Raw genomic sequence first — 18069 nt, 5'->3', positions numbered from 1 at the left:
GATCACTACGGGTTGTTCTTCCCGTAACACTGCCACGGCCTTCTTCATTCCGAGACACCCGTTCCGACCCGCGAGACGAATTCGTCCCAGTGGCCGGGCATCGTCTCCCAGGGGTTGGCCCGGCCGCCCTGGTCCGTGCGGTCGGTGAGGTAGACCGTCCCGGCCCCCTGCCAGCGCGCGATGCGCAGCGCCTCCTCCAGATGGCCGCGCGGCACCCCGTGCACGAAGTGGCAGAAGCGGCTCTCCGGATGGTCTGCGGTCCACTCGGCCACCTGCGACCAGCGGTAGTCGGCCCAGGAGCCCCGGAAGGTCACCAGCTGATCGGCGTTCTCCGCGTACCCCGGAGTGGGGTGCTCCCCGTGGCCGAGCACGATGTGGGTGTCCCCGGCGAGCGCGCGCAGCGTGGTGATCACGCGCCGGACCGCGGGCAGTGCCGTCCGGTCACCGGGACAGCGTTCCAGGAGGAAGCCGTCGACGCGGTACCAGTCGAGGTGGCGGTGCGCGTCGGTGACCAGGTCGGCGAACGGGCGCATGCCGTGCGCGAGGTCCAGGTGGCCCAGCACGCGGACCCCGGCGCCCCGCAGCCGGCCCGCCGCCTGAAGGCAGTGCGGGTCGGGGCGGGTGCCCGGTCCGGCGGCGACATTGAGCACCACCCAGTCCAACGGCGTTCCGGGCCGGGCAAGTTCGGACCACTGGGCGGGCGCGGTCAGCGGATGCGCGTAGTCGGGAACGCCGATCGCGGTACGTAGCCCGGTGACAGCGGGCGCGCTGGTCAGATGCGGCATGCCGCCTCCATCCAGATGTCCGCGAGCGACTCCTCCAGATTGATCCGGGGCCGCCAGCCGAGCCGGTCGCGGGCGGTGCGCACATCGGCCTGCTGCCAGCTCCCGCAGCCGTCCGGATAGGGGTACGCGACCGGCACCGCGTGGTCCAGGTCACCGCGCGGATGCCCGATCTGCCCGCGCAACGGGCCGGGAGGCGCGTCAAGTTCGTTCAGCGCACCGCCGTACCCGGCGACCCGGGCGAGGACCGTGGCCGCGTCACGCAGCCGTACGGCACGGCCGGAGCCGATGTTGATCACACCCTGCGCGGCGGACAGCGAGGCGGCGTGCACGGCTCTGGCGACATCGCGTACGTCGACGAAGTCGCGCTGTACGCCGAGCCCGGCGAGCTTGAGTTCGCCGTCCCCCGCCTGCATGGCCCGGCGCATGGCCTCGGCGAGCCTCCCGAGGGGCGACCCTGCCGGGGTGCCGGGTCCGGCGGGCGAGAAGACCCGCAGCACCACGGCGTCCAGCCCGGAGCCGAGGACCAGTTCGGTCGCGGCGAGCTTGCTGACCCCGTAGGGGCCGCCCGGCCGGGGTACGGCGTCCTCGGCCGTGGAGGAGCCGGGCTGGCTCGGCCCGTACTCGGAGCCGCAGCCGATCTGCACCAGCCGGGCCCCACAGCCGCTGCGCCGCAGCGCCTCGCAGACGGTGGCAACGGCGACGGTGTTGTGCCGGGTGAGGTCGCGGGCGCCGCCCCGGGTGGCACCGGCGCAGTTCACGACGACGCCGGGGTGCACGGCGTCCAGGAACCGGGTGAGCGCGCCGGGGCTGCCGGTGGCGAGGTCGAAGCGGACGTCGGCGTCGTCGCCCCGGCCGAGCGCGGTGAGCTGCACGGCGGGGTCGGCGAGGAGGCGGTCGGCGACGAAGCGGCCGATGTACCCGTTGGCTCCGATCAGCAGGACCCTCATAGGGCGGCCCCCGAGGTGTGCGCCGCGGCTGCTCCCACGGACCCGGCCACTGCGGTGACTCCGTGTCGGGAGGTGGTCATCTGGTGTTCTCCTTCTCAGGGATGAAGGTCTCAGGGATGGCGGGGGGAGAGGGCGGGGCGGCGGTGGGGCGCCGGTGCCGTGGGGGAAGGCGGGGCGCGCTCACTCCGGGCCCCCCACGGGCGCGTGGGCCGAGGCACGGGTGAGGGTGCGCAGGGCGTGGGCCAGCAGGACCAGGGCCGCGCAGCCGCAGCTCAGGGCCGGGATCACCGCCGCCCCCAGGGGGTCGACCAGCGTGGTCACCGGCACGGCGAGGAACCCGCAGCCGGGGAGCCGCCCGCTCAGCACCAGCGCCGGCCCCGCCACCTCGGCGGCCGCCGCCGCGCCCAGGATCACGGCCGGCGCGTGCCGGTGCCGGTGGACGGTGAGGAGGCGGGCGAGGAACAGCAGGGCGCCCAGGGTGAGTCCCTGCGGGTAGGCCGGGTCCTCGTGCAGCACGGCGCCGGTCAGGGCGAGCAGACCGGTCAGGGCTGCCAGGTACAGCGCGAGGACACCGAGGAGCAGGGGGCGCGCCCCGGAGGTGAAGTCCTCCAGGCCCCGGCTGCCCGCGAGCCGCCGGCGGGCGCCGAGGTCGAGCAGGTGGGCGCACCAGGCGGCGGGGGCACAGGCGAGGGCGAGGGCCAGTACGGGCGCGGTGGCGGCGGGCCAGGGGCCGTCCGGCGCGCCGGTGGGCAGTGCGTCGGGGCCGCCGCTCACCACGGCGTCCAGCAGGCCGTCGCCCAGGAGGGCGTACCCGAGCAGGCAGACGGTCCACAGGGGCGCGGAGGGCCGCGGGGCGGCGCCGGGGCGGGCCGCGAGGGGGCCCCGGCCGAGGGCGGCGCGTACGGCGAGGGTCACCGCGAGGAGGCCGCCGAGGGCCACCAGGGGGCGGGCGGTGCCGGGGCCGAGCCGCAGTCCCGCCACGGTGCCGCAGGCGACCGCGCCGGGCAGCAGGCTGAGCACGACCCAGCCGGTACGGATGCGCGGGGCGGGGCCGGGGGCGGACTCGGGGGCCGGGTCGGCGTCGCGGGGGACGCGCGCGTACAGCTCCTCGGCGAGCGAGAACACGTCCCGGTGCCGGTAGCGGGCGGCGGAGCGGTCGGTGAAGCCGTGCGCCTCCAGCCCGGCCGCGATCTCCAGCGGGTCCACGGCCCGCTCGCACAGCTCCCGGTGCTGGTGCAGCAGGGCCTTCACCGGGTCGACGGCACCCCTGCGGGGAGCGGCCTCGGCCCCGGAAGGGGCCCCGGACGCCGCCATCGCGCCCGCGCCCGCGCCGTCCACGCCCCTCATCGCCCTCCCTCCGCCCCTGCGCGGACCGGCGCCGGCGAGTCGCGCAGCACGGTGGGGACGGTCCAGCGGCCGGGCACGTGGGCCTCGGCGGGTACGGCGAACGGCAGGGGCTCCCCCGCCTCGTCCACCGCGACCCGGCGCACCGGACAGTGCGACATGATCTCCAGGTAAATGCCGTGAAATGCCGCGATGTTCTGTTCGACGCCGAACAGCTCCAGCGCCCGCGCCCGCGCCGCCGCCCCCAGCCGCGCCCGGCGCTCGGGGTCGCGCAGCAGCGCCACGCACGCCTCCGCGAGCGCCCTCGGATTGCGCGGCGGTACGACGAGCCCGGTGCCCCCGATGACCTCCACCACCGCGCCCACGTCCGTGGAGACCGTGGCCCGGCCGCAGAACATCGCCTCGGCCAGGCTGACCGGGAACCCCTCGACCACGCTGGACAGCACGACCACGGCCCCAGCGGCGTACGCGTCGGGCAGCGTCGGCGCCTCGGGCGCCCCCACCTCGGTGAACGACACGGGGTTGTCCCCCACGGCGTGCAGCCCCTCCGCCTCGTCCGGGAAGAGCTGGGCGGCCAGCGCCCGGCACTGCGCGAGGTACGCCTCCCCCTCGGTTCCGACCGGCACGCCCACGATGCGCAGCCGCGCGTGCGGCTCCTCCTTGCGGACCTCGGTGAAGGCGTGCAGCAGCGAGACCAGGTCCCGGCCGGGTTCGATCCGGCCCACCCACACCAGCGTGCCGGCGTCGGCACGGTCGGGCGCCTCTCCGACCTCGGCGAACCGGTCGGCGTCCATGCCCGGATGGACGGTGCGAATGCGGGCCCGGTCGGCGCCGCACCGCTCCTGCCAGCGGCGGGCGTGGCTGCTGCCGGGGGTGAGGATCTCGGCCCGCCGGTAGACCTCGCCGGCGAGCCGCCCGTGGAAGGCGGCGAGCAGCGCGCGGACGGCGGGGGCGGCGCTGTCGGGGCCGAGAGCCAGGTAGTGAGCGCGGAGCTGGACGCCGTACTCGGTGACCAGCAGGGGCACGCCGGAGAAGTGCCGGGCGAGCAGGCCCGGCAGGGCGGTGGAGCCGCCGGAGGTGGCGTGGCAGAGGTCGACGGCGGCGAGGGCGTCCTCGCCGTACCAGTCGAGGGAGACGGGGCACAGGGCGCGGGCGAGGTGGTCGGTGACGGCCAGCAGGTCGGGGACGCGCGCCCCGTGCGCCGCGCGCGGCGCGCCGGGGGCGCGGCAGGCGCGCTCCAGGGCGGTCACGGCGTGGTCGGAGCGGAGGGCTCCGATCAGGGCGCCGGTGTCGCGGGCGAGCTCGGCGAGGCTGTACAGCGCGTTGCCGAAACGGTCCGCCACTTCGGCGGCGGCGTCCTCCTGCGGGGCGCAGACCGCGCCGAGCAGCTCGCCGTAGTGCTCGGTGAACCGCCTGCGGGCGCGGCGGCCCAGCGGGGCGCCGTCGTCCCCGGCCGCCCACGGCCGGGCGGTGCGCACCCGCCGGACCTGCGGCGGGATCGGCACCCAGCCGTCGTCCTCCTGCCGCCGGCCGCCCTTGAGCGCGTAGACGTCGAACTCGTGCTGCCCGAGCCCGCGCACGAGCCGGTCGCACCAGAGCCCGGTGTCACCGCCGACATACGGATAGCCACCCTCGGTTAGCAGTCCGATGCGCACGCGTGCACCCCCGATCTCCCGTGTGTGGGAGCCGCCGTCGTCCCGGCGGCTCGCAGCGGGACGAACGTACGCGGAGAGGGCGGTGGCGCGGCGGACGGTTGTCCGTCGCGCCACCAAAAGGGGTGAACGGTCGTAACTTTCGCGGGCGAGCCGCGTTCCGACACGCTAGGAGATCGTGCGGTGACGTTCCGCACCCGAAACGTTACGCCGGAGCGGGCTCCCGCCGGGCCGCCCGGCGCCGAGCGGCGACCTCCGGGTCAAGCGCCGGTACGGCGGCCAGGAGTTGGCGGGTGTACGGGTCGCGCGGGTTCTCGTACACCTCGTCGGCCGGACCGGTCTCGACGACCTGTCCCCGGCGCATGACGGCGACCCGGTCGCTGACCTGGCGGACCACGGCGAGGTCGTGCGCGACGAAGACGAGCGCGAGCCCGAGCTCCCGGCGCAACTCGTCCAGCAGCGCGACCACTTGGGCCTGGGTGGTGACGTCGAGCGCGGAGACGGGTTCGTCGCAGACGATGACGCGCGGGTCGGCGGCGAGGGCCCGCGCTATGCCGATGCGCTGGCGCTGGCCGCCGCTGAACTCGTGCGGGTAGCGGTCGTGGTGGGCCGCTTCCAGACCGACCCGCTCCAGCAGTCCGGTCACCCGCTCCCGTACGGCCGTGTCGTCCCTCTCGCCCTTGGCGCGCAGCGGGTCGGCGATCGACTCGCCCACCGTCCGGCGGGGGTTGAGCGAGGACGCCGGGTCCTGGAACACCATCTGCACGGCCGGGTCGACCCCGCTGTGCGCGCGCCCGTCGTACCGGATGGTGCCCGAGGTCGGCTCCAGCAGCCCGACCAGCATGCGGCCCAGGGTGGTCTTGCCGCTGCCGCTCTCCCCCACGATGCCCAGGGTCTCGCCCCGGCGCAGGGTCAGCGAGACGTCGTCCACGGCGGTGAACGCCCCCCGCCCGCGCCCGAACTGCTTTCGCAGACCGGTCGCTTCGAGCACCGTCTCCCCCGGCTCCTCGGCCGGCGCGGTACGGGGTGCGTCCACGCGCGGTACGGAGGCGAGGAGTTGACGGGTGTAGGGCTGCCCGGGCGCGGCCAGCACCTGGCGCAGCGGCCCGTGCTCGACCGCGCGGCCGTGCCGCATCACGAGCACGTCGTCGGCGCTCTCGGCGGCGACGCCCACGTCATGGGTGACGAGCAGCAGGCCGAGCCCGTTCTCCTGGCGCAGGGTGTGCAGCAGGTCGAGGATCTGGGCCTGCACGGTGACGTCGAGCGCGGTGGTCGGCTCGTCCGCGATGAGCAGCTCGGGTTCGCACGCCAACGCCATGGCGATCAGGGCGCGTTGGCGCATGCCTCCGCTGAACTCGTGCGGCCGGGAACGGGCTCGCCGGGCCGCGTCCGGGATGCCGACCCGGTCCAGCACCTCGACGGCACGCGCGCGTGCGGCCCGCCGTGCGGCGCGGGTGTGGACGCGGTACACCTCGGCGATCTGGTCGCCCACCGCGTAGTACGGGTCGAGGGAGGACAGCGGGTCCTGGAAGACCATGGCGGCCTTGGCCCCGCGCAGCCCGCGCAGCTCGGCGTCGGAGGCGGCGGTCACATCGGTACCGGCCACCAGCACCGAGCCGCCGACCCGTGCCCCGGTGTCCCGGTGCAGGCCCAGCAGGGCGCCGGCGACGGTGGACTTGCCGGAGCCGGACTCGCCCACCAGGGCCAGCGCGGCCCCCTTCTCCAGCGTGAAGGAGAGTCCGTCCACGGCGCGCAGGGCGCCGAACTCGACGGTGAGATCGGTGACTTCGACCAGGCTCATGCGAGGACCACCCGGCGGTCGGCCAGCGCGTACAGGACGTCCGCGACGGCGTTGGCGATGACGACGAAGAAGGCGACGACCAGGACCATGCCGACGACCACGGGCAGGTCCACGACCTTGACCGCGTGCACCAGCTCCTGGCCGATGCCGGGCAGCCCGAACAGCGTCTCGGTGAGGACGGCGCCGCCGATGGCGGAGCCGACGTTGTTGGCGTTGAGGGCGATCACGGGGGCGAGCGCGCCGCGCAGGGCGTGCCGTCCCACGATGGCCCGCTCGCCCACGCCGTAGGCGCGGAAGGTGCGGATGTGGTCCTCGGCGAGGGTCTCCAGCATCGCCGAGCGGGTGAGCCGGGCGAACGCGGCCGCCTCGATCAGGGCCAGCGACAGCCAGGGCAGCAGCAGGTTCCACGCCCACTGCTCGGGGTCGTCGCCGAAGCGCACGTACTGCGGGAACGGCAGCAGCTGGAGTTCGCCGCAGACCACGATCATCAGCACCAGGCCGAGCACGAACACGGGGGTGGCCCAGCCGGCCAGGGTCAGCACGGTGAGCACCCGCTCGGAGAGCCGGCCGCGCCGCCAGGCGGAGAGGACGCCGGTACCGACACCGATGACCAGCCAGAGCACCATCGCGCCGGCCACCAGCGAGAGGCTGACCGGCAGCTTGGCCAGCAGCAGCGTGAGCACCTGCTGGTCGCTCTGGTAGGAGAGCCCGAGGCAGGGTGCCGCGCAGTGCTCGACCGAGGTGCCGGTGGAGTAGTCCTGGCCGGTGAACAGGCCTTGGAGGAAGTGGAGGTAGCGCAGGTAGAGCGGGTCGTCGAGCCGGAGCTGGGCGGCGACCTGGTGCACCTGCTCCGGGGAGCAGCGCGGGCCGCAGGTGATCTGGGCGACGTTGCCGGGGGTGGCGTAGAAGACCACGTAGACGAGGACCGAGACGGCGAGCAGGGTGATGAGCGTGCCCGCCGCGCGGCGCAGCAGGAATCCGCCGAAGCCGTTCACGCGGCGTCCTCCTTCCGGGCGCGGCCGGTGCCGACGCGCAGCCGGGAGGCGGCGCGGGGGTCGAGTGCGGTGCGCACGCCGTCGCCGAGGACGGTGAGGGCGAGCACGGTGGTGAACAGCGCGCCGGCCGGGAACAGCAGGTACTGCGGCGCGGCCTGGTACCAGACGTCGGCGGCGGTGATCATCTGTCCCCACGACGGCGTCGGCGGCTTCACCCCCACCCCGAGGAAGGACAGGGCCGCCTCGGCGGAGATGTTGGTGGGCACCAGCAGCGCGGCGTAGGTGATGACGGGCGCGGCGAGGCCGGGCAGCAGCTCGCGGCGGGCCACGCGCACGGCGCCCCATCCGCTGAGCCGGGCGGCGGCCACGTGGTCGAGCCCCTTGAGGGTGAGGGTCTGGGCGCGCACGATCTTGGCGACGTTGCCCCAGGCGATCAGCCCGATGACGAGCGCGACCAGCACCGGGCGGGGGAAGCTCGCGGGCACGATGGCCAGCAGCGCCAGCGCCATGATCATGAGCGGCAGGGCCACGATGATGTCGGTGATCCGGCTGAGGACCTGGTCCAGCCAACGGCTGCCCATGGCGGCGGCCACACCGACGGTGACGCCGATGAGCACCTGGATGAGGGTGGCCGCGAAGGCGACGCCCAGCGAGACACGGGCGCCCTCCACCAGCCGGGCGAACAGGTCGCGGCCGGTCTGCGGTTCGACGCCCAGCCAGTGCTCGGCACTGATCCCGCCGAGCGACCCGATGGGCACGCCGCCGCGCGCGGAGTCGACGAGGGCGGGGTGGTACGTGGTGGGGTCCTGGCCCTCGACGGCGGTGAGCAGGGGCGCGGCGAGCGCGACCAGGACGAGGAGCGCGACGACGGCCGCGGCGACCAGGGCGGCCCCCTGCGCGCGCAGCCGCCGCCAGAACTGACGGGCCCCCGAGGCCGCCGGGGCGGTGATGTCCGCCCCGGCGGCCTCGACGGCGACGAGTGCTTCGCTCACCGGGTCACTTCACCGCGACCTGGGAGATGTCCAGCACGCCGGTCCAGTCGCTGATCACGATGTTCTTGACGTCCGAGCCGTACAGGCGCTTGTAGACGGGGTGGAACAGCGGGACGACGAGGGCCTGTCCGGCGATCTTCTTGTCCAGCGCACCCCAGCGGGCGGCGGCGGCCTTCAGGTCGGTCAGCTTGTTGATGGCGTCGATCTCGGTGTTGACCGACTTGTCGTCCAGCAGACCGGTGTTGAAGTTGGCGCCGTCCTTGACGATCTGGCGGCCGTCGAAGATCGGGGCGAGGAAGGGGCCGCCGGAGGGCCAGTCGGCACCCCAGTGCGCGAGGAAGAAGCCGGGCTCCGTCTTGATGCTGTGGATCTTGTCCCGGTAGTCGTTGTCCTCGAGCCCCTGGAGTTTGACCGTGATCCCGGCCTTCTTCAGGGCGTCCTGGAGGGCGGTGGCGATCTCCGGGCTGGTCTCGAAGTCCTTGCTGTTGGAATGCGTGAGGGTGACGGTCAGCCCGTTCGGGTGCCCGGCCTCCTTCAGCAGTTCCTTCGCCTTGGCCGCGTTGCCGGACCTGCCCGCCGGGAACAGGTCGTGCGGGGCGTACCCGAAGGACTTCTGGTCGGGCAGGAAGGTGGTGGCCGGCTCGGCGAGCGCGGAACCACCGGCCGCGTTGATCACCGAGGAGCGGTCGACGGCGTACGAGATCGCCTGGCGCACCTTCGGGTCGTCGAAGGGCTTCACCTTCGGGTTGAAGGCGATGTAGTTGGTGTAACCGAAGTGGCCGGTGCCGACGCGGGCGGCCAGGCTCTTGTCGCCGCTGACACGGGCGAGTTCGGCCGGGCCGAGGTTGGTGTCGGTGGTGACGGCGGCCTTGTCGGCGCCCTGGGAGGCGGCGAGCCGCTGGTTGATGACGGAGGAGTCGAGCCCGGAGCGCACGTCGACCTTGTCCGGGTAGGCCTTGCGCTCGTCGTCACCGCTCCAGTGCGGGTTGCGCTCCAGCAGCACGCGCTCGCCGTCGTTCTGGTTCTTGACCACCTTGTACGGCCCCGAGGAGACCGGGTGCTGCTCGTACTTGGTGCCGGTGTCCTTGGCTCTCGGCACCGGGGTGAACTGCGTCTGGGTGGCGAGGTACGGGAACTCGCCCTCGGGCTTGTTCAGATGGAAGACGATCGTGCGCGCGTCCGGCGTCGCGATCGCGGAGAGGCCCTTCTTGTCCTTGTACGGCCCCTGGTAGTCGGCGGCGCCGCTCAGCCAGTCACGCAGGTAGGGCGCTCCACCGGAGAGTTCGGGGGCGAAGGAGCGCTCGATGCCGTACTTGATGTCGGCCGAGGTGATCGGCGTCCCGTCCTCGTACTTCAGCCCCTTCTTCAGGGTGTACGTCCACACGGTCGCGTCCTTGTTGGGGCGGCCGGTGTCGGTGGCGAGGTCGGGGACCACCTTGGCGCCCTCGGCGCCGTTCTCGCGGTTGCGCGTGGTGAGGGTGCGGAAGACCAGCGAGGGGACGTTGCCGCCGCCGGAGGTGTAGAGGCGGGCCGGGTCGAAGTCGGTCTGGGCCTCGGCGTTCAGCACGGTGAGGGTGCCGCCCTTGTGGGGCGTGGAGTCGCCACCGGCGCCCTTGGCATCGTTGTCCTCAGGGCCGCAGGCGGCGGCGCCCGCTGCCACGACCAGGCCTACGGATGCCGCTGCCACGCGGCGCGCTATGACGGACGATTGACGCATCGGAAATGACGACCTCTCGGGGGGACCCCCCGGATTGTCCGAGGGGTGAGACATGGGGACGAGGGATGAGACACCTGCGGACAGGTGTCGGCCCCGGCGTCAGTCGTCGAGAGATCCCGCGAGGAAGCTCACGGGCGGCGGGATGAAAACGGCACGCATCGACGCGGACGCCAGGAAGGCGGCGTCAGCGACAGTCGATGTCGGCCACGCAGAGGGCGGTCACACCGATGAGCGCCAGCTCGATGGCGGCGCTGCGGAAGACGGAGTGACGGGACCACATGCGCAGAAATATGAACGAACTTGCGACTCATGTCAATGTGACATGAGTCGGCCCCCGTCAACTCCTGCGGCTACTCGTACGTCAACTCTTGGGATACGGCCAGGCGTTGGGCAGGCAGTGGATTCCGTCGTGGTCCAGGAACTTGGTCTGCTGCTGCATCACGGGGGCGATCGCGCCGTCCTTCTGGCAGCTGACGTGCCCGTGCCCGAGCCGGTGGCCGACCTCGTGGTTGATCAGCATCTGGCGGTAGGCGTGGATCTTGGCGTCCCCGTAGGTGGCACTGCCCTGCGCCCAGCGGTAGGCATTGATCATCACGCGCTCGGTGGCCGCCGAGTCACAGGAGACGTTGTCCTCGGTGGTGTCCAGGCCCGACTTGGCGCACCACTCGGCGGTCGTGCCGGGGCTGGCCAGCGTGATCACGAAGTCCGGCTTGCCGGTGGAGACCCGCTCGAAGGCGCGCTCCCCGCCGTGCGCCCAGCTCCGGTCGTCGTTGAGGGTGCGCTGCACGGCGTCGGCGAACAGCGCGCCGTCCAGGCCGAGCCCCTGCTCGACATCGACCCGGTACGTCATCTTCGGTCCCTTGCCGGGCGCCTTCGCCGAGCCGGGCACGGTGTCGAACGTGCCGGAACCCTTGAGGGTCGCCCCCAGGGGATAGAGCCGGCCCATCTTCTGGGCGTACGTCAGCGGGACGGCGCTCGGCGCGCTGGAGGGCACGGCCTGGGCCGCGGGCGGCAGGCCGCCTCCCGCGGCCTGGGCCCGCGACTCTCCCTGGGCCCGGCCGTCGGCCACCTGCCCGGCGACGACGACGGCGAGCACGGTGGTCACGGCGGCGGCCGCGACGCCGGTGAAGGCCCGCCCCCTGCCGCCGTGCCGGGCGGCGGGCACGAGCACCGGAGGTGCCCCGCCCTCACCCGGCGCGGTCCTCGGCCCGGGCACCTCGGACCGCCGGGGCGCCTGGGGTGCGGCACCCTCGGCGAAGGCGTCCAGGTACTCCCGGCGGGGGCCGGAGCCCGGGTCCGCCGACTCCGCGCGCCGCTGCCTCGGGAAGGGGGTCGGGGTGGCGCGCCGGTTCTCGAACTCCCCCCAGCCGCCGCCCGCTTCGTGCTGCTCGGGGTGACCGCCCCGCGCGGACCCGGAGGCGCCCGGCACCCGGTCGCCCTCGCGCCGGTCCGACGGCAGATGGCGTCCGGCACCGCTGACGGTCGGGCCGAAGGACTCCTGAGGTCCGGCACTCCACGACTCACCGCCGCGTGGGCGCGGTCGCGACCTCGCGGCGACATCACCCGTCCCGGTGACGTCCTGGGTACCCCCGGCCGCCGGGTCGGTGCCCTCTATGGCCGAGGCGTCCCCCTTGGGAGCCGGTCCTCGGCGACTGTGTCGTCCCACCCCTGCCCTCAGTTCTCCGCGTCCGTGGCGCCCGATGCGGCGCTCTCCGCGAGAAGTTCGCGGAACGCCCTGGCCACCAGCTCCGGGTATTCCATCATCGCCACGTGCCCGGCGTCCGGCAGGGACAGCAGACGGGAGTCCCTGAAGGAGCGGGCGGCCTTGGCGGCCATACGGAAGCCGACGAGTTGGTCACGGCCACCGTAGACCAGCAGGGTCGGCGCGAGTACCCGCTCGGCCTGCCGCCACAGCCCCTGCTGCCCGCCCAGCGTGTAGGCGTCCACGATCCCGCGCGCGGAGCGGGTCATCGCGTCCCAGAAGTACGGGAGCCTCAGGCGCCGTTCCAGCTCCTCCACCGCGTAGCCGAACGCCTCCGGCGTCACGATCGTGGGATCGCCGTAACAGAGGGCCGTCACCCCGCGCACCCGCTGCTCGGCGGTCCACCCACGGGTGAAGCGGTTGAACAGCGCGGCCACACCGGGCACGCCCAGGAGGGCGGTGGGGACCGCGCTGCGCTGGATGCGCAGCTCCGGCAGAGCGGGCGAGACCAGCGTCAGGGTGCGCACCAGGTCCGGACGGACGGCGGCCACCCGCGTGGAGACCGCGCCGCCGAGCGAGTTGCCCAGCAGGTGGACCGGCCCACGTCCGGCCGCGTCCAGGTGGCGGATGACCGCGCGCGCGTGCCCGGTGACCGAGTAGTCGCCGTCGTCCGGCGGCGGGGAGTCGCCGAAGCCCGGCAGGTCCACGGCCTCGGGGTCGACGACACCGTCCAACGCGGCCATCAGCAGGGACCAGTTCTGCGAGGAACCGCCGAGCCCGTGCACGAACAGCGCGGGCTCCAGACCCTCCCGCGCGGGCGGCCGGGACCGCACCGTCAGGGTGACCCCGGGCAGCCGCACCGACCTCATCCGCTCGCCCTCGCCCACCCTTACGGGTGCGACCCGAGGGAGCACGCTCGCGGCCGGCACGGAAGGTGACTCGGTCGAAGACATGCGGCAATGTTACGAGACGATCACACCGCACCTCGTGTGTTCGCCCTCACAGGCGGGGGCACCCGGGGCGGCCGTCCGGTGGCGCCGACGGCATGGCGCGGCCCTGGGCGGTCTCCTAGGCTCGTATGACAGCGCGGCCGCGGGGTACCCGCCCGAGCCAGAGGTTCCGGAGGAGCTCTCCGGACGGAAGCTGGAAGAAAGGGAGGCCGTCATGGCCCACGACCCCATCGAGCCGGACGAGATCGAGAGCCCCGACGACGACACCGAGTCCGAGATCACCGATGTCGAGGCCCCCGAGCACGACGCCGTCGAGCAGCGCCTGCCCCTCACGGAGGAGCGGGACGAGCCGCTGACCGAGGTGGACCCGGCCCGGGGCAGCGAGGGCGATCTCATCGAGCAGGCCCGCGTGGTCAGGATCGACGAGGAGGACTACCGCTGACCGGACGCGCGCCGGGGCCGGGGCAACGGCTTTCGCCGTCGTCCGGTACGTGAAATTCTGCGCTCGCACCGCGCACGCCGGGGTTACCGAAAAGTACGATGGCCGCGCGGCCGACACCGCATGAGGACGACATTGGGAGGCGGCGTGACAGCCATCGAGCAAACAGAGGCAGCACGCCCGCGCGGCACCCGTCTGCCGCGCCGAGCCCGGCGCAACCAGTTGCTGGGCGCTGCCCAGGAGGTTTTCGTCGCCCAGGGCTATCACGCGGCCGCGATGGACGACATCGCCGAGCGCGCCGGAGTCAGCAAGCCGGTGCTCTACCAGCACTTCCCCGGCAAGCTCGACCTCTATCTGGCCCTGCTGGACCAGCACTGCGAGGCCCTGATCCAGGCGGTGCGCGCCGCGCTCGCCTCGACGACCGACAACAAGCAGCGCGTACGGGCGACCATGGACGCCTATTTCGCGTACATCGAGCACGACGGCGGCGCCTTCCGTCTGGTCTTCGAGTCGGACCTGACGAACGAGCCGGCGGTGCGCGAGCGCGTCGACAAGGTGACCACCGAGTGCGCCGAGGCGATCTGCGAGGTCATCGCGGAGGACACCGGCCTGTCCCGCGCGGAGTCGATGCTGCTGGCCTCCGGGCTCGGCGGCCTCGCCCAGGTGGTGGCGCGTTCCTGGCTGCACAGCGACCGCAGCGTGCCGCGCGACCAGGCGGTGCAGTTGCTCGCCTCGCTGGCGTGGCGCGGCATCGCCGGCTTCCCGCTGCACGGCACCGACCACCACTGACCGGCCGGGGCGCCGGTGGGGCGTGTTCGCTGATGGCGTTCCCGCCGGAAGCATGCGCGTCCCCTCACCGGGCTAATGTGTGCTGGGTACGGCGCGGCAGAACGCGCACATCACTGACCGTCGGAGGGACATAGCCGTGGAGGTCAAGATCGGCGTGCAGCACGCGCCCCGCGAGATCGTTCTGGAGAGCGGTCAGAGCGCCGAGGAGGTCGAGCGCGTCGTGGCCGACGCCCTGGCCGGCAAGTCGCCGCTGCTGAGCCTGGAGGACGAGCGCGGCCGCAAGGTCGTGGTCCCCGCGGACCGTCTGGCGTACGTCGAGATCGGCGCGCCGACCGCGCGCAAGGTCGGTTTCGGCACGCTGTAGGCGCGACACCCGTGAAGGGCCCGGTGGCATCCGCCACCGGGCCCTTTCCGTTGTCCCCGGCGCGCACGGCTCGCGCACCCGGTGGGCCCGGGGGAGGATTGCAACGCGCAGGTCACGGGTATGTCGGGCTGTGACCGTATGAGCACGCAGACGTGGGAGGGACCCCTCGATGATCCTCGAAGTGCTCGGTTCGGCCGCGCTCGGACTCGTCCTCGCCTTCGCGGCGGCGCACCGCCTGCCGCACCGGATGCCCGCCCGCCCGCTGGTCTTCGCCACCGCGGTGGCGGGTGCGCTCTTCGGGGACTTCGTCACGCACAGCGCCCTGGGCCCGGCCCCGGTCCTGCTCACCCTGCTCGGCGCGGCCGTCGTGTCCGCCGCGTCGCTGTCGCTGCTGTTGCGCCCGGCCGGGCGGCTCCGCCGGCGATCCGCGCCCGCGTAGCCGCCCCTGACGGACGGTCAGGCCGCGAGGCCCAGCGCGGCCATCCGCTTGGTGTGCGCCTCGGTGATCCGGGTGAACATCCGGCCGACCTCCGCGAGATCGAAGCCGTCCGCGACCCCGCCGACCAGCATGGTGGAGAGCGCGTCCCGGTCCGCGACGACCCGCTGCGACTGCGACAGCGCCTCGCCCATCAGCCGCCGCGCCCACAGCGCGAGCCGGCCGCCCACGCGCGGGTCGGCGTCGATGGCCGCACGCACCTTCTCCACCGCGAACTCCGCGTGCCCGGTGTCGTCCAGCACGGCGAGGACGAGTTCCCGGGTGTCGGTGTCGAGGCGGGCCGCGACCTCGCGGTAGAAGTCACTGGCGATCGAGTCGCCGACGTACGCCTTGACCAGGCCCTCCAGCCAGTCCGAGGGCGCCGTCTGCTTGTGGAAGCTCTCCAGCGCGGCGACGAAGGGGTCCATCGCGGCGGTGGGCTCGGCGCCGATCTCGGTCAGCCGGTTGCGCAGCCGCTCGAAGTGGTGGAACTCCGCCGAGGCCATCTTGGCCAGCTCCGCCTTGTCCGTGAGGGTCGGCGCCAGCTTGGCGTCCTCCGCGAGCCGCTCGAACGCGGCCAGCTCGCCGTACGCGAGCGCGCCGAGCAGGTCCACGACCGCGGCGCGGTACTGCGGGTCCGCCGCGGCCGTCGCCCAGTCCTGGGCGGCCACACCGGTGGGGGCGCCCGCGTTCTCGGAGTTCTCAGGCTTGTCAGAGCTAGTCATGAGGCGCACAATAGCCCGCTCGCCCCGTCCCGGAAGCCCCTGGTCAACCACTGTGACCACGACTACGTGACCAATTCGGCCATCGCGTGTGCGGCAATCCGGGGTATGGTGGTAATGCGCCTGCTGAGTGCGCCGACGGTGTTCGGTGCGCTCAACGCCTTTGTGGCAGCGGCGCACGTATGAGGATGCCCGGTCGGTGGCCCGATCGGCTCCGACCTGACAGCCCTCCTGGGCCGTACGGCACCGCGCGTACGGCGAGCGGAGGGACATCCTTAGCGGTTCGAGCGCTAGAGCGTCGGCATATGTCCCGTGCCTTACGGCTTGCCCCAGTCGGTTCGCCCGTACGGCGGCCGACGTGCCCGGCACGGTCAGACATGATCCGCGCGCTCGCCTCGCACCGCACACACAAGAAGAGGCAAAACCCTGACTACGACATTTCGTGACCTCGGCATTCTTTCCGAGACCGCCGAGGCCCTGGAAGCCGTCGGCATCATCAACCCCTTCCCGATCCAGGAGCTGACCCTTCCGGTCGCCCTGTCGGGCAGTGACGTCATCGGCCAGGCCAAGACCGGCACGGGCAAGACCCTCGGTTTCGGCCTGCCGCTGCTGGAGCGCGTCGTCGTTCCCGCCGACGTCGAGGCCGGCCGTGCCGCCCCGGAGGCACTGACCAGCGCGCCGCAGGCGCTCATCGTCGTGCCCACCCGCGAGCTGTGCACCCAGGTCACCAACGACCTGCTGACCGCCGGCAAGGTGCGCAACGTGCGCGTTCTCGCCATCTACGGCGGCCGTGCCTACGAGCCGCAGGTCGAGGCCCTGAACAAGGGCGTCGACATCGTCGTCGGCACCCCCGGCCGACTGCTGGACCTCGCGGGCCAGAAGAAGCTGGACCTCAGCCACGTCAAGTGCCTGGTGCTGGACGAGGCGGACGAGATGCTCGACCTGGGCTTCCTGCCCGACGTCGAGAAGATCGTCAACATGCTGCCGGCCAAGCGTCAGACCATGCTGTTCTCGGCCACCATGCCGGGCGCGGTCATCGGTCTCGCCCGCCGCTACATGTCCCGCCCCACGCACATCCGCGCCACCTCGCCGGACGACGAGGGCGCGACGGTCGCCAACATCAAGCAGTTCGTCTACCGCGGCCACTCCATGGACAAGCCGGAGATGATCGCCCGCATACTGCAGGCCGAGGGCCGCGGTCTGGCGATGATCTTCTGTCGTACCAAGCGCACCGCCGCCGACATCGCCGAGCAGCTCCAGCGCAGGGGCTTCGCCTCCGGCGCGGTCCACGGCGACCTCGGCCAGGGCGCCCGCGAGCAGGCGCTGCGCGCCTTCCGCAACGGCAAGGTGGACGTACTGGTCTGCACCGACGTGGCCGCGCGCGGCATCGACGTCGGCGGCGTGACCCACGTCATCAACTACCAGTCCCCCGAGGACGAGAAGACCTACCTGCACCGGGTCGGCCGCACCGGCCGCGCGGGCGCCAAGGGCACGGCCGTCACGTTCGTCGACTGGGACGACATCCCGCGCTGGCAGCTCATCAACAAGGCGCTGGAGCTGGACTTCAACGAGCCGGTGGAGACGTACTCGACGTCCCCGCACCTCTTCTCCGACCTGAACATCCCCGCGGGCACCAAGGGTGTCCTGCCGCGCACGGAGCGCACGCGCGCCGGGCTCGACGCGGAAATGGTGGAAGACCTCGGCGAGACCGGCGGCCGCGGTGCGCGCGGTGGCCGTCCCGCCCGTGGCGGGCGTCCCGAGGCCGCTCCGGAGCGCGAGCGTGCGGAGCGTTCCGAGCGCACTCCGCGCCGTCGCCGCCGGATGCGCGGCGGTGCCCCGGTGGAGGCCGGTGCCGCCCCGGTGGAGGCCGGTGCCGCCCCGGCGGAGACCACCTCGGTCGAGGAGCCGCAGGCTCCCCGCACCCCGCGCCGCCGTCGCCGTACGCGCGGCGGGTCGGGCGAGGCGGCTGCTGCCCCCGCCGCCGTCGTCGAGGCGGTCGAGACGCCGGAGGTCGTGGCCGAGGCTCCGGCCGAGCCGCGTCGCCGCACCCGCAAGCGCGCCGAGGCCGCTCCGGCCGTGACCGAGGCCGTCGTCGAGGCGCCCGTCGTGGAGACGGCCCCCGAGACCGCCGTCGCCGAGGCCCCGAAGCAGCCGCGTCGCCGTACGCGCAAGGCCGCGGAGACGGCTCCCGAGGCCGTCGCCGAGGCGCCCGTCGTGGAGACGGCCCCCGAGACCGCCGTCGCCGAGGCCCCGAAGCAGCCGCGTCGCCGTACGCGCAAGGCCGCGGAGGCCGCTCCCGAGGCCGTCGCCGAGGCGCCGGTCGCCGAGGCGCCGAAGCGCCGCACCCGCAAGGCGGCTGCCGCCGAGACGGCCGTGGACGCGGTCGAGGCGCCCG

General features: G+C 73.5%; 17 protein-coding genes. 5 read left to right on the top strand and 12 right to left on the bottom strand.

The window, feature by feature from the left end; all coding sequences use genetic code 11:
* Nucleotides 1-44 precede the first annotated feature (44 nt).
* The 11 genes from EV284_RS09065 to EV284_RS09020 all read right to left on the bottom strand — a co-directional run bounded on the left by EV284_RS09065 (nt 45) and on the right by EV284_RS09020 (nt 12888).
* Nucleotides 45-785 (bottom strand): spherulation-specific family 4 protein, encoded by a 741-nt coding sequence (locus EV284_RS09065; protein ID WP_130332109.1) that lies wholly within the window; start codon nt 783-785, stop codon nt 45-47.
* Nucleotides 773-1732, bottom strand: a complete 960-nt coding sequence (locus tag EV284_RS09060; RefSeq protein ID WP_030807303.1) for an NAD-dependent epimerase/dehydratase family protein — start codon at nt 1730-1732, stop codon at nt 773-775. Before EV284_RS09060 ends, EV284_RS09065 begins: the two co-directional genes overlap by 13 nt.
* 180 nt (nt 1733-1912) lie before the next feature.
* Nucleotides 1913-3046 carry a hypothetical protein gene (locus EV284_RS09055; RefSeq protein WP_242625652.1) on the bottom strand — a complete coding sequence of 378 codons (1134 nt, stop codon included), beginning with the start codon at nt 3044-3046 and terminating at the stop codon, nt 1913-1915.
* A gap of 29 nt (nt 3047-3075) precedes the next feature.
* Nucleotides 3076-4731, bottom strand: coding sequence for a DUF3492 domain-containing protein (locus tag EV284_RS09050; protein WP_130332105.1), 1656 nt, complete (start codon nt 4729-4731; stop codon nt 3076-3078).
* A 202-nt stretch (nt 4732-4933) separates the two neighbouring features.
* A complete protein-coding gene (locus tag EV284_RS09045) occupies nt 4934-6529 on the bottom strand; it encodes an ABC transporter ATP-binding protein (RefSeq protein ID WP_130332103.1) in 1596 nt (531 codons plus the stop codon).
* Complete coding sequence (locus tag EV284_RS09040) at nt 6526-7524, bottom strand: ABC transporter permease (RefSeq protein WP_130332101.1); 999 nt, start codon at nt 7522-7524, stop codon at nt 6526-6528. The genes EV284_RS09045 and EV284_RS09040 overlap by 4 nt, the downstream gene beginning before the upstream one ends.
* On the bottom strand, nt 7521-8516 hold the full coding sequence (locus tag EV284_RS09035) for an ABC transporter permease (RefSeq protein WP_130332099.1): 996 nt from the start codon (nt 8514-8516) through the stop codon (nt 7521-7523). The genes EV284_RS09040 and EV284_RS09035 overlap by 4 nt, the downstream gene beginning before the upstream one ends.
* A gap of 4 nt (nt 8517-8520) precedes the next feature.
* Nucleotides 8521-10233, bottom strand: a complete 1713-nt coding sequence (locus tag EV284_RS09030) for an ABC transporter substrate-binding protein (protein ID WP_130332097.1) — start codon at nt 10231-10233, stop codon at nt 8521-8523.
* Between the two features lie 184 nt (nt 10234-10417).
* Nucleotides 10418-10513 (bottom strand): Ms4533A family Cys-rich leader peptide, encoded by a 96-nt coding sequence (locus tag EV284_RS33675; RefSeq protein ID WP_341866572.1) that lies wholly within the window; start codon nt 10511-10513, stop codon nt 10418-10420.
* A gap of 81 nt (nt 10514-10594) precedes the next feature.
* Nucleotides 10595-11899 (bottom strand): DUF3152 domain-containing protein, encoded by a 1305-nt coding sequence (locus tag EV284_RS09025; protein ID WP_242625629.1) that lies wholly within the window; start codon nt 11897-11899, stop codon nt 10595-10597.
* 8 nt (nt 11900-11907) lie between these two features.
* Entirely contained in the window at nt 11908-12888 is a 981-nt protein-coding gene (locus tag EV284_RS09020; protein ID WP_130332093.1) for an alpha/beta fold hydrolase, read from the bottom strand.
* A 211-nt stretch (nt 12889-13099) separates the two neighbouring features.
* On the opposite strand from EV284_RS09020, the gene EV284_RS09015 reads away from it, so the two are divergent.
* The 4 genes from EV284_RS09015 to EV284_RS09000 all read left to right on the top strand — a co-directional run bounded on the left by EV284_RS09015 (nt 13100) and on the right by EV284_RS09000 (nt 14916).
* Complete coding sequence (locus tag EV284_RS09015) at nt 13100-13327, top strand: hypothetical protein (RefSeq protein WP_130332091.1); 228 nt, start codon at nt 13100-13102, stop codon at nt 13325-13327.
* A gap of 144 nt (nt 13328-13471) precedes the next feature.
* The gene (locus EV284_RS09010; RefSeq protein ID WP_030807272.1) at nt 13472-14113 is read left to right on the top strand and encodes a TetR/AcrR family transcriptional regulator; all 642 of its coding nucleotides are present in this window, start codon (nt 13472-13474) and stop codon (nt 14111-14113) included.
* A 136-nt stretch (nt 14114-14249) separates the two neighbouring features.
* Nucleotides 14250-14477 carry a DUF3107 domain-containing protein gene (locus tag EV284_RS09005; RefSeq protein ID WP_030807269.1) on the top strand — a complete coding sequence of 76 codons (228 nt, stop codon included), beginning with the start codon at nt 14250-14252 and terminating at the stop codon, nt 14475-14477.
* A 169-nt stretch (nt 14478-14646) separates the two neighbouring features.
* On the top strand, nt 14647-14916 hold the full coding sequence (locus EV284_RS09000; RefSeq protein WP_130332089.1) for a hypothetical protein: 270 nt from the start codon (nt 14647-14649) through the stop codon (nt 14914-14916).
* Between the two features lie 17 nt (nt 14917-14933).
* Here EV284_RS09000 and EV284_RS08995 read toward each other — a convergent pair whose 3' ends face one another.
* Nucleotides 14934-15686, bottom strand: a complete 753-nt coding sequence (locus EV284_RS08995; RefSeq protein WP_130332087.1) for a ferritin-like fold-containing protein — start codon at nt 15684-15686, stop codon at nt 14934-14936.
* Nucleotides 15687-16193: 507 nt separating this feature from the next.
* Here EV284_RS08995 and EV284_RS08985 point away from each other — a divergent pair.
* Nucleotides 16194-18069, top strand: a 1876-nt coding sequence (locus EV284_RS08985; protein WP_242625651.1) for a DEAD/DEAH box helicase, incomplete at its 3' end; no start/stop codon positions are given.

Source organism: Streptomyces sp. BK022 (assembly GCF_004217355.1).
Taxonomy (GTDB): domain Bacteria; phylum Actinomycetota; class Actinomycetes; order Streptomycetales; family Streptomycetaceae; genus Streptomyces; species Streptomyces griseoluteus.
This window is presented reverse-complemented; position numbering and strand designations above follow the sequence as displayed.

Bases quoted from the DNA above. Each gene is read 5' to 3' on its own strand.
- EV284_RS09045 (WP_130332103.1), bottom strand. From the start codon at position 6,529: ATGAGCCTGGTCGAAGTCACCGATCTCACCGTCGAGTTCGGCGCCCTG.
- EV284_RS09020 (WP_130332093.1), bottom strand. From the start codon at position 12,888: ATGTCTTCGACCGAGTCACCTTCCGTGCCGGCCGCGAGCGTGCTCCCT.
- EV284_RS09060 (WP_030807303.1), bottom strand. From the start codon at position 1,732: ATGAGGGTCCTGCTGATCGGAGCCAACGGGTACATCGGCCGCTTCGTC.
- EV284_RS09065 (WP_130332109.1), bottom strand. From the start codon at position 785: ATGCCGCATCTGACCAGCGCGCCCGCTGTCACCGGGCTACGTACCGCG.
- EV284_RS33675 (WP_341866572.1), bottom strand. From the start codon at position 10,513: ATGTGGTCCCGTCACTCCGTCTTCCGCAGCGCCGCCATCGAGCTGGCG.
- EV284_RS09055 (WP_242625652.1), bottom strand. From the start codon at position 3,046: ATGGCGGCGTCCGGGGCCCCTTCCGGGGCCGAGGCCGCTCCCCGCAGG.
- EV284_RS09000 (WP_130332089.1), top strand. From the start codon at position 14,647: ATGATCCTCGAAGTGCTCGGTTCGGCCGCGCTCGGACTCGTCCTCGCC.
- EV284_RS09015 (WP_130332091.1), top strand. From the start codon at position 13,100: ATGGCCCACGACCCCATCGAGCCGGACGAGATCGAGAGCCCCGACGAC.
- EV284_RS09030 (WP_130332097.1), bottom strand. From the start codon at position 10,233: ATGCGTCAATCGTCCGTCATAGCGCGCCGCGTGGCAGCGGCATCCGTA.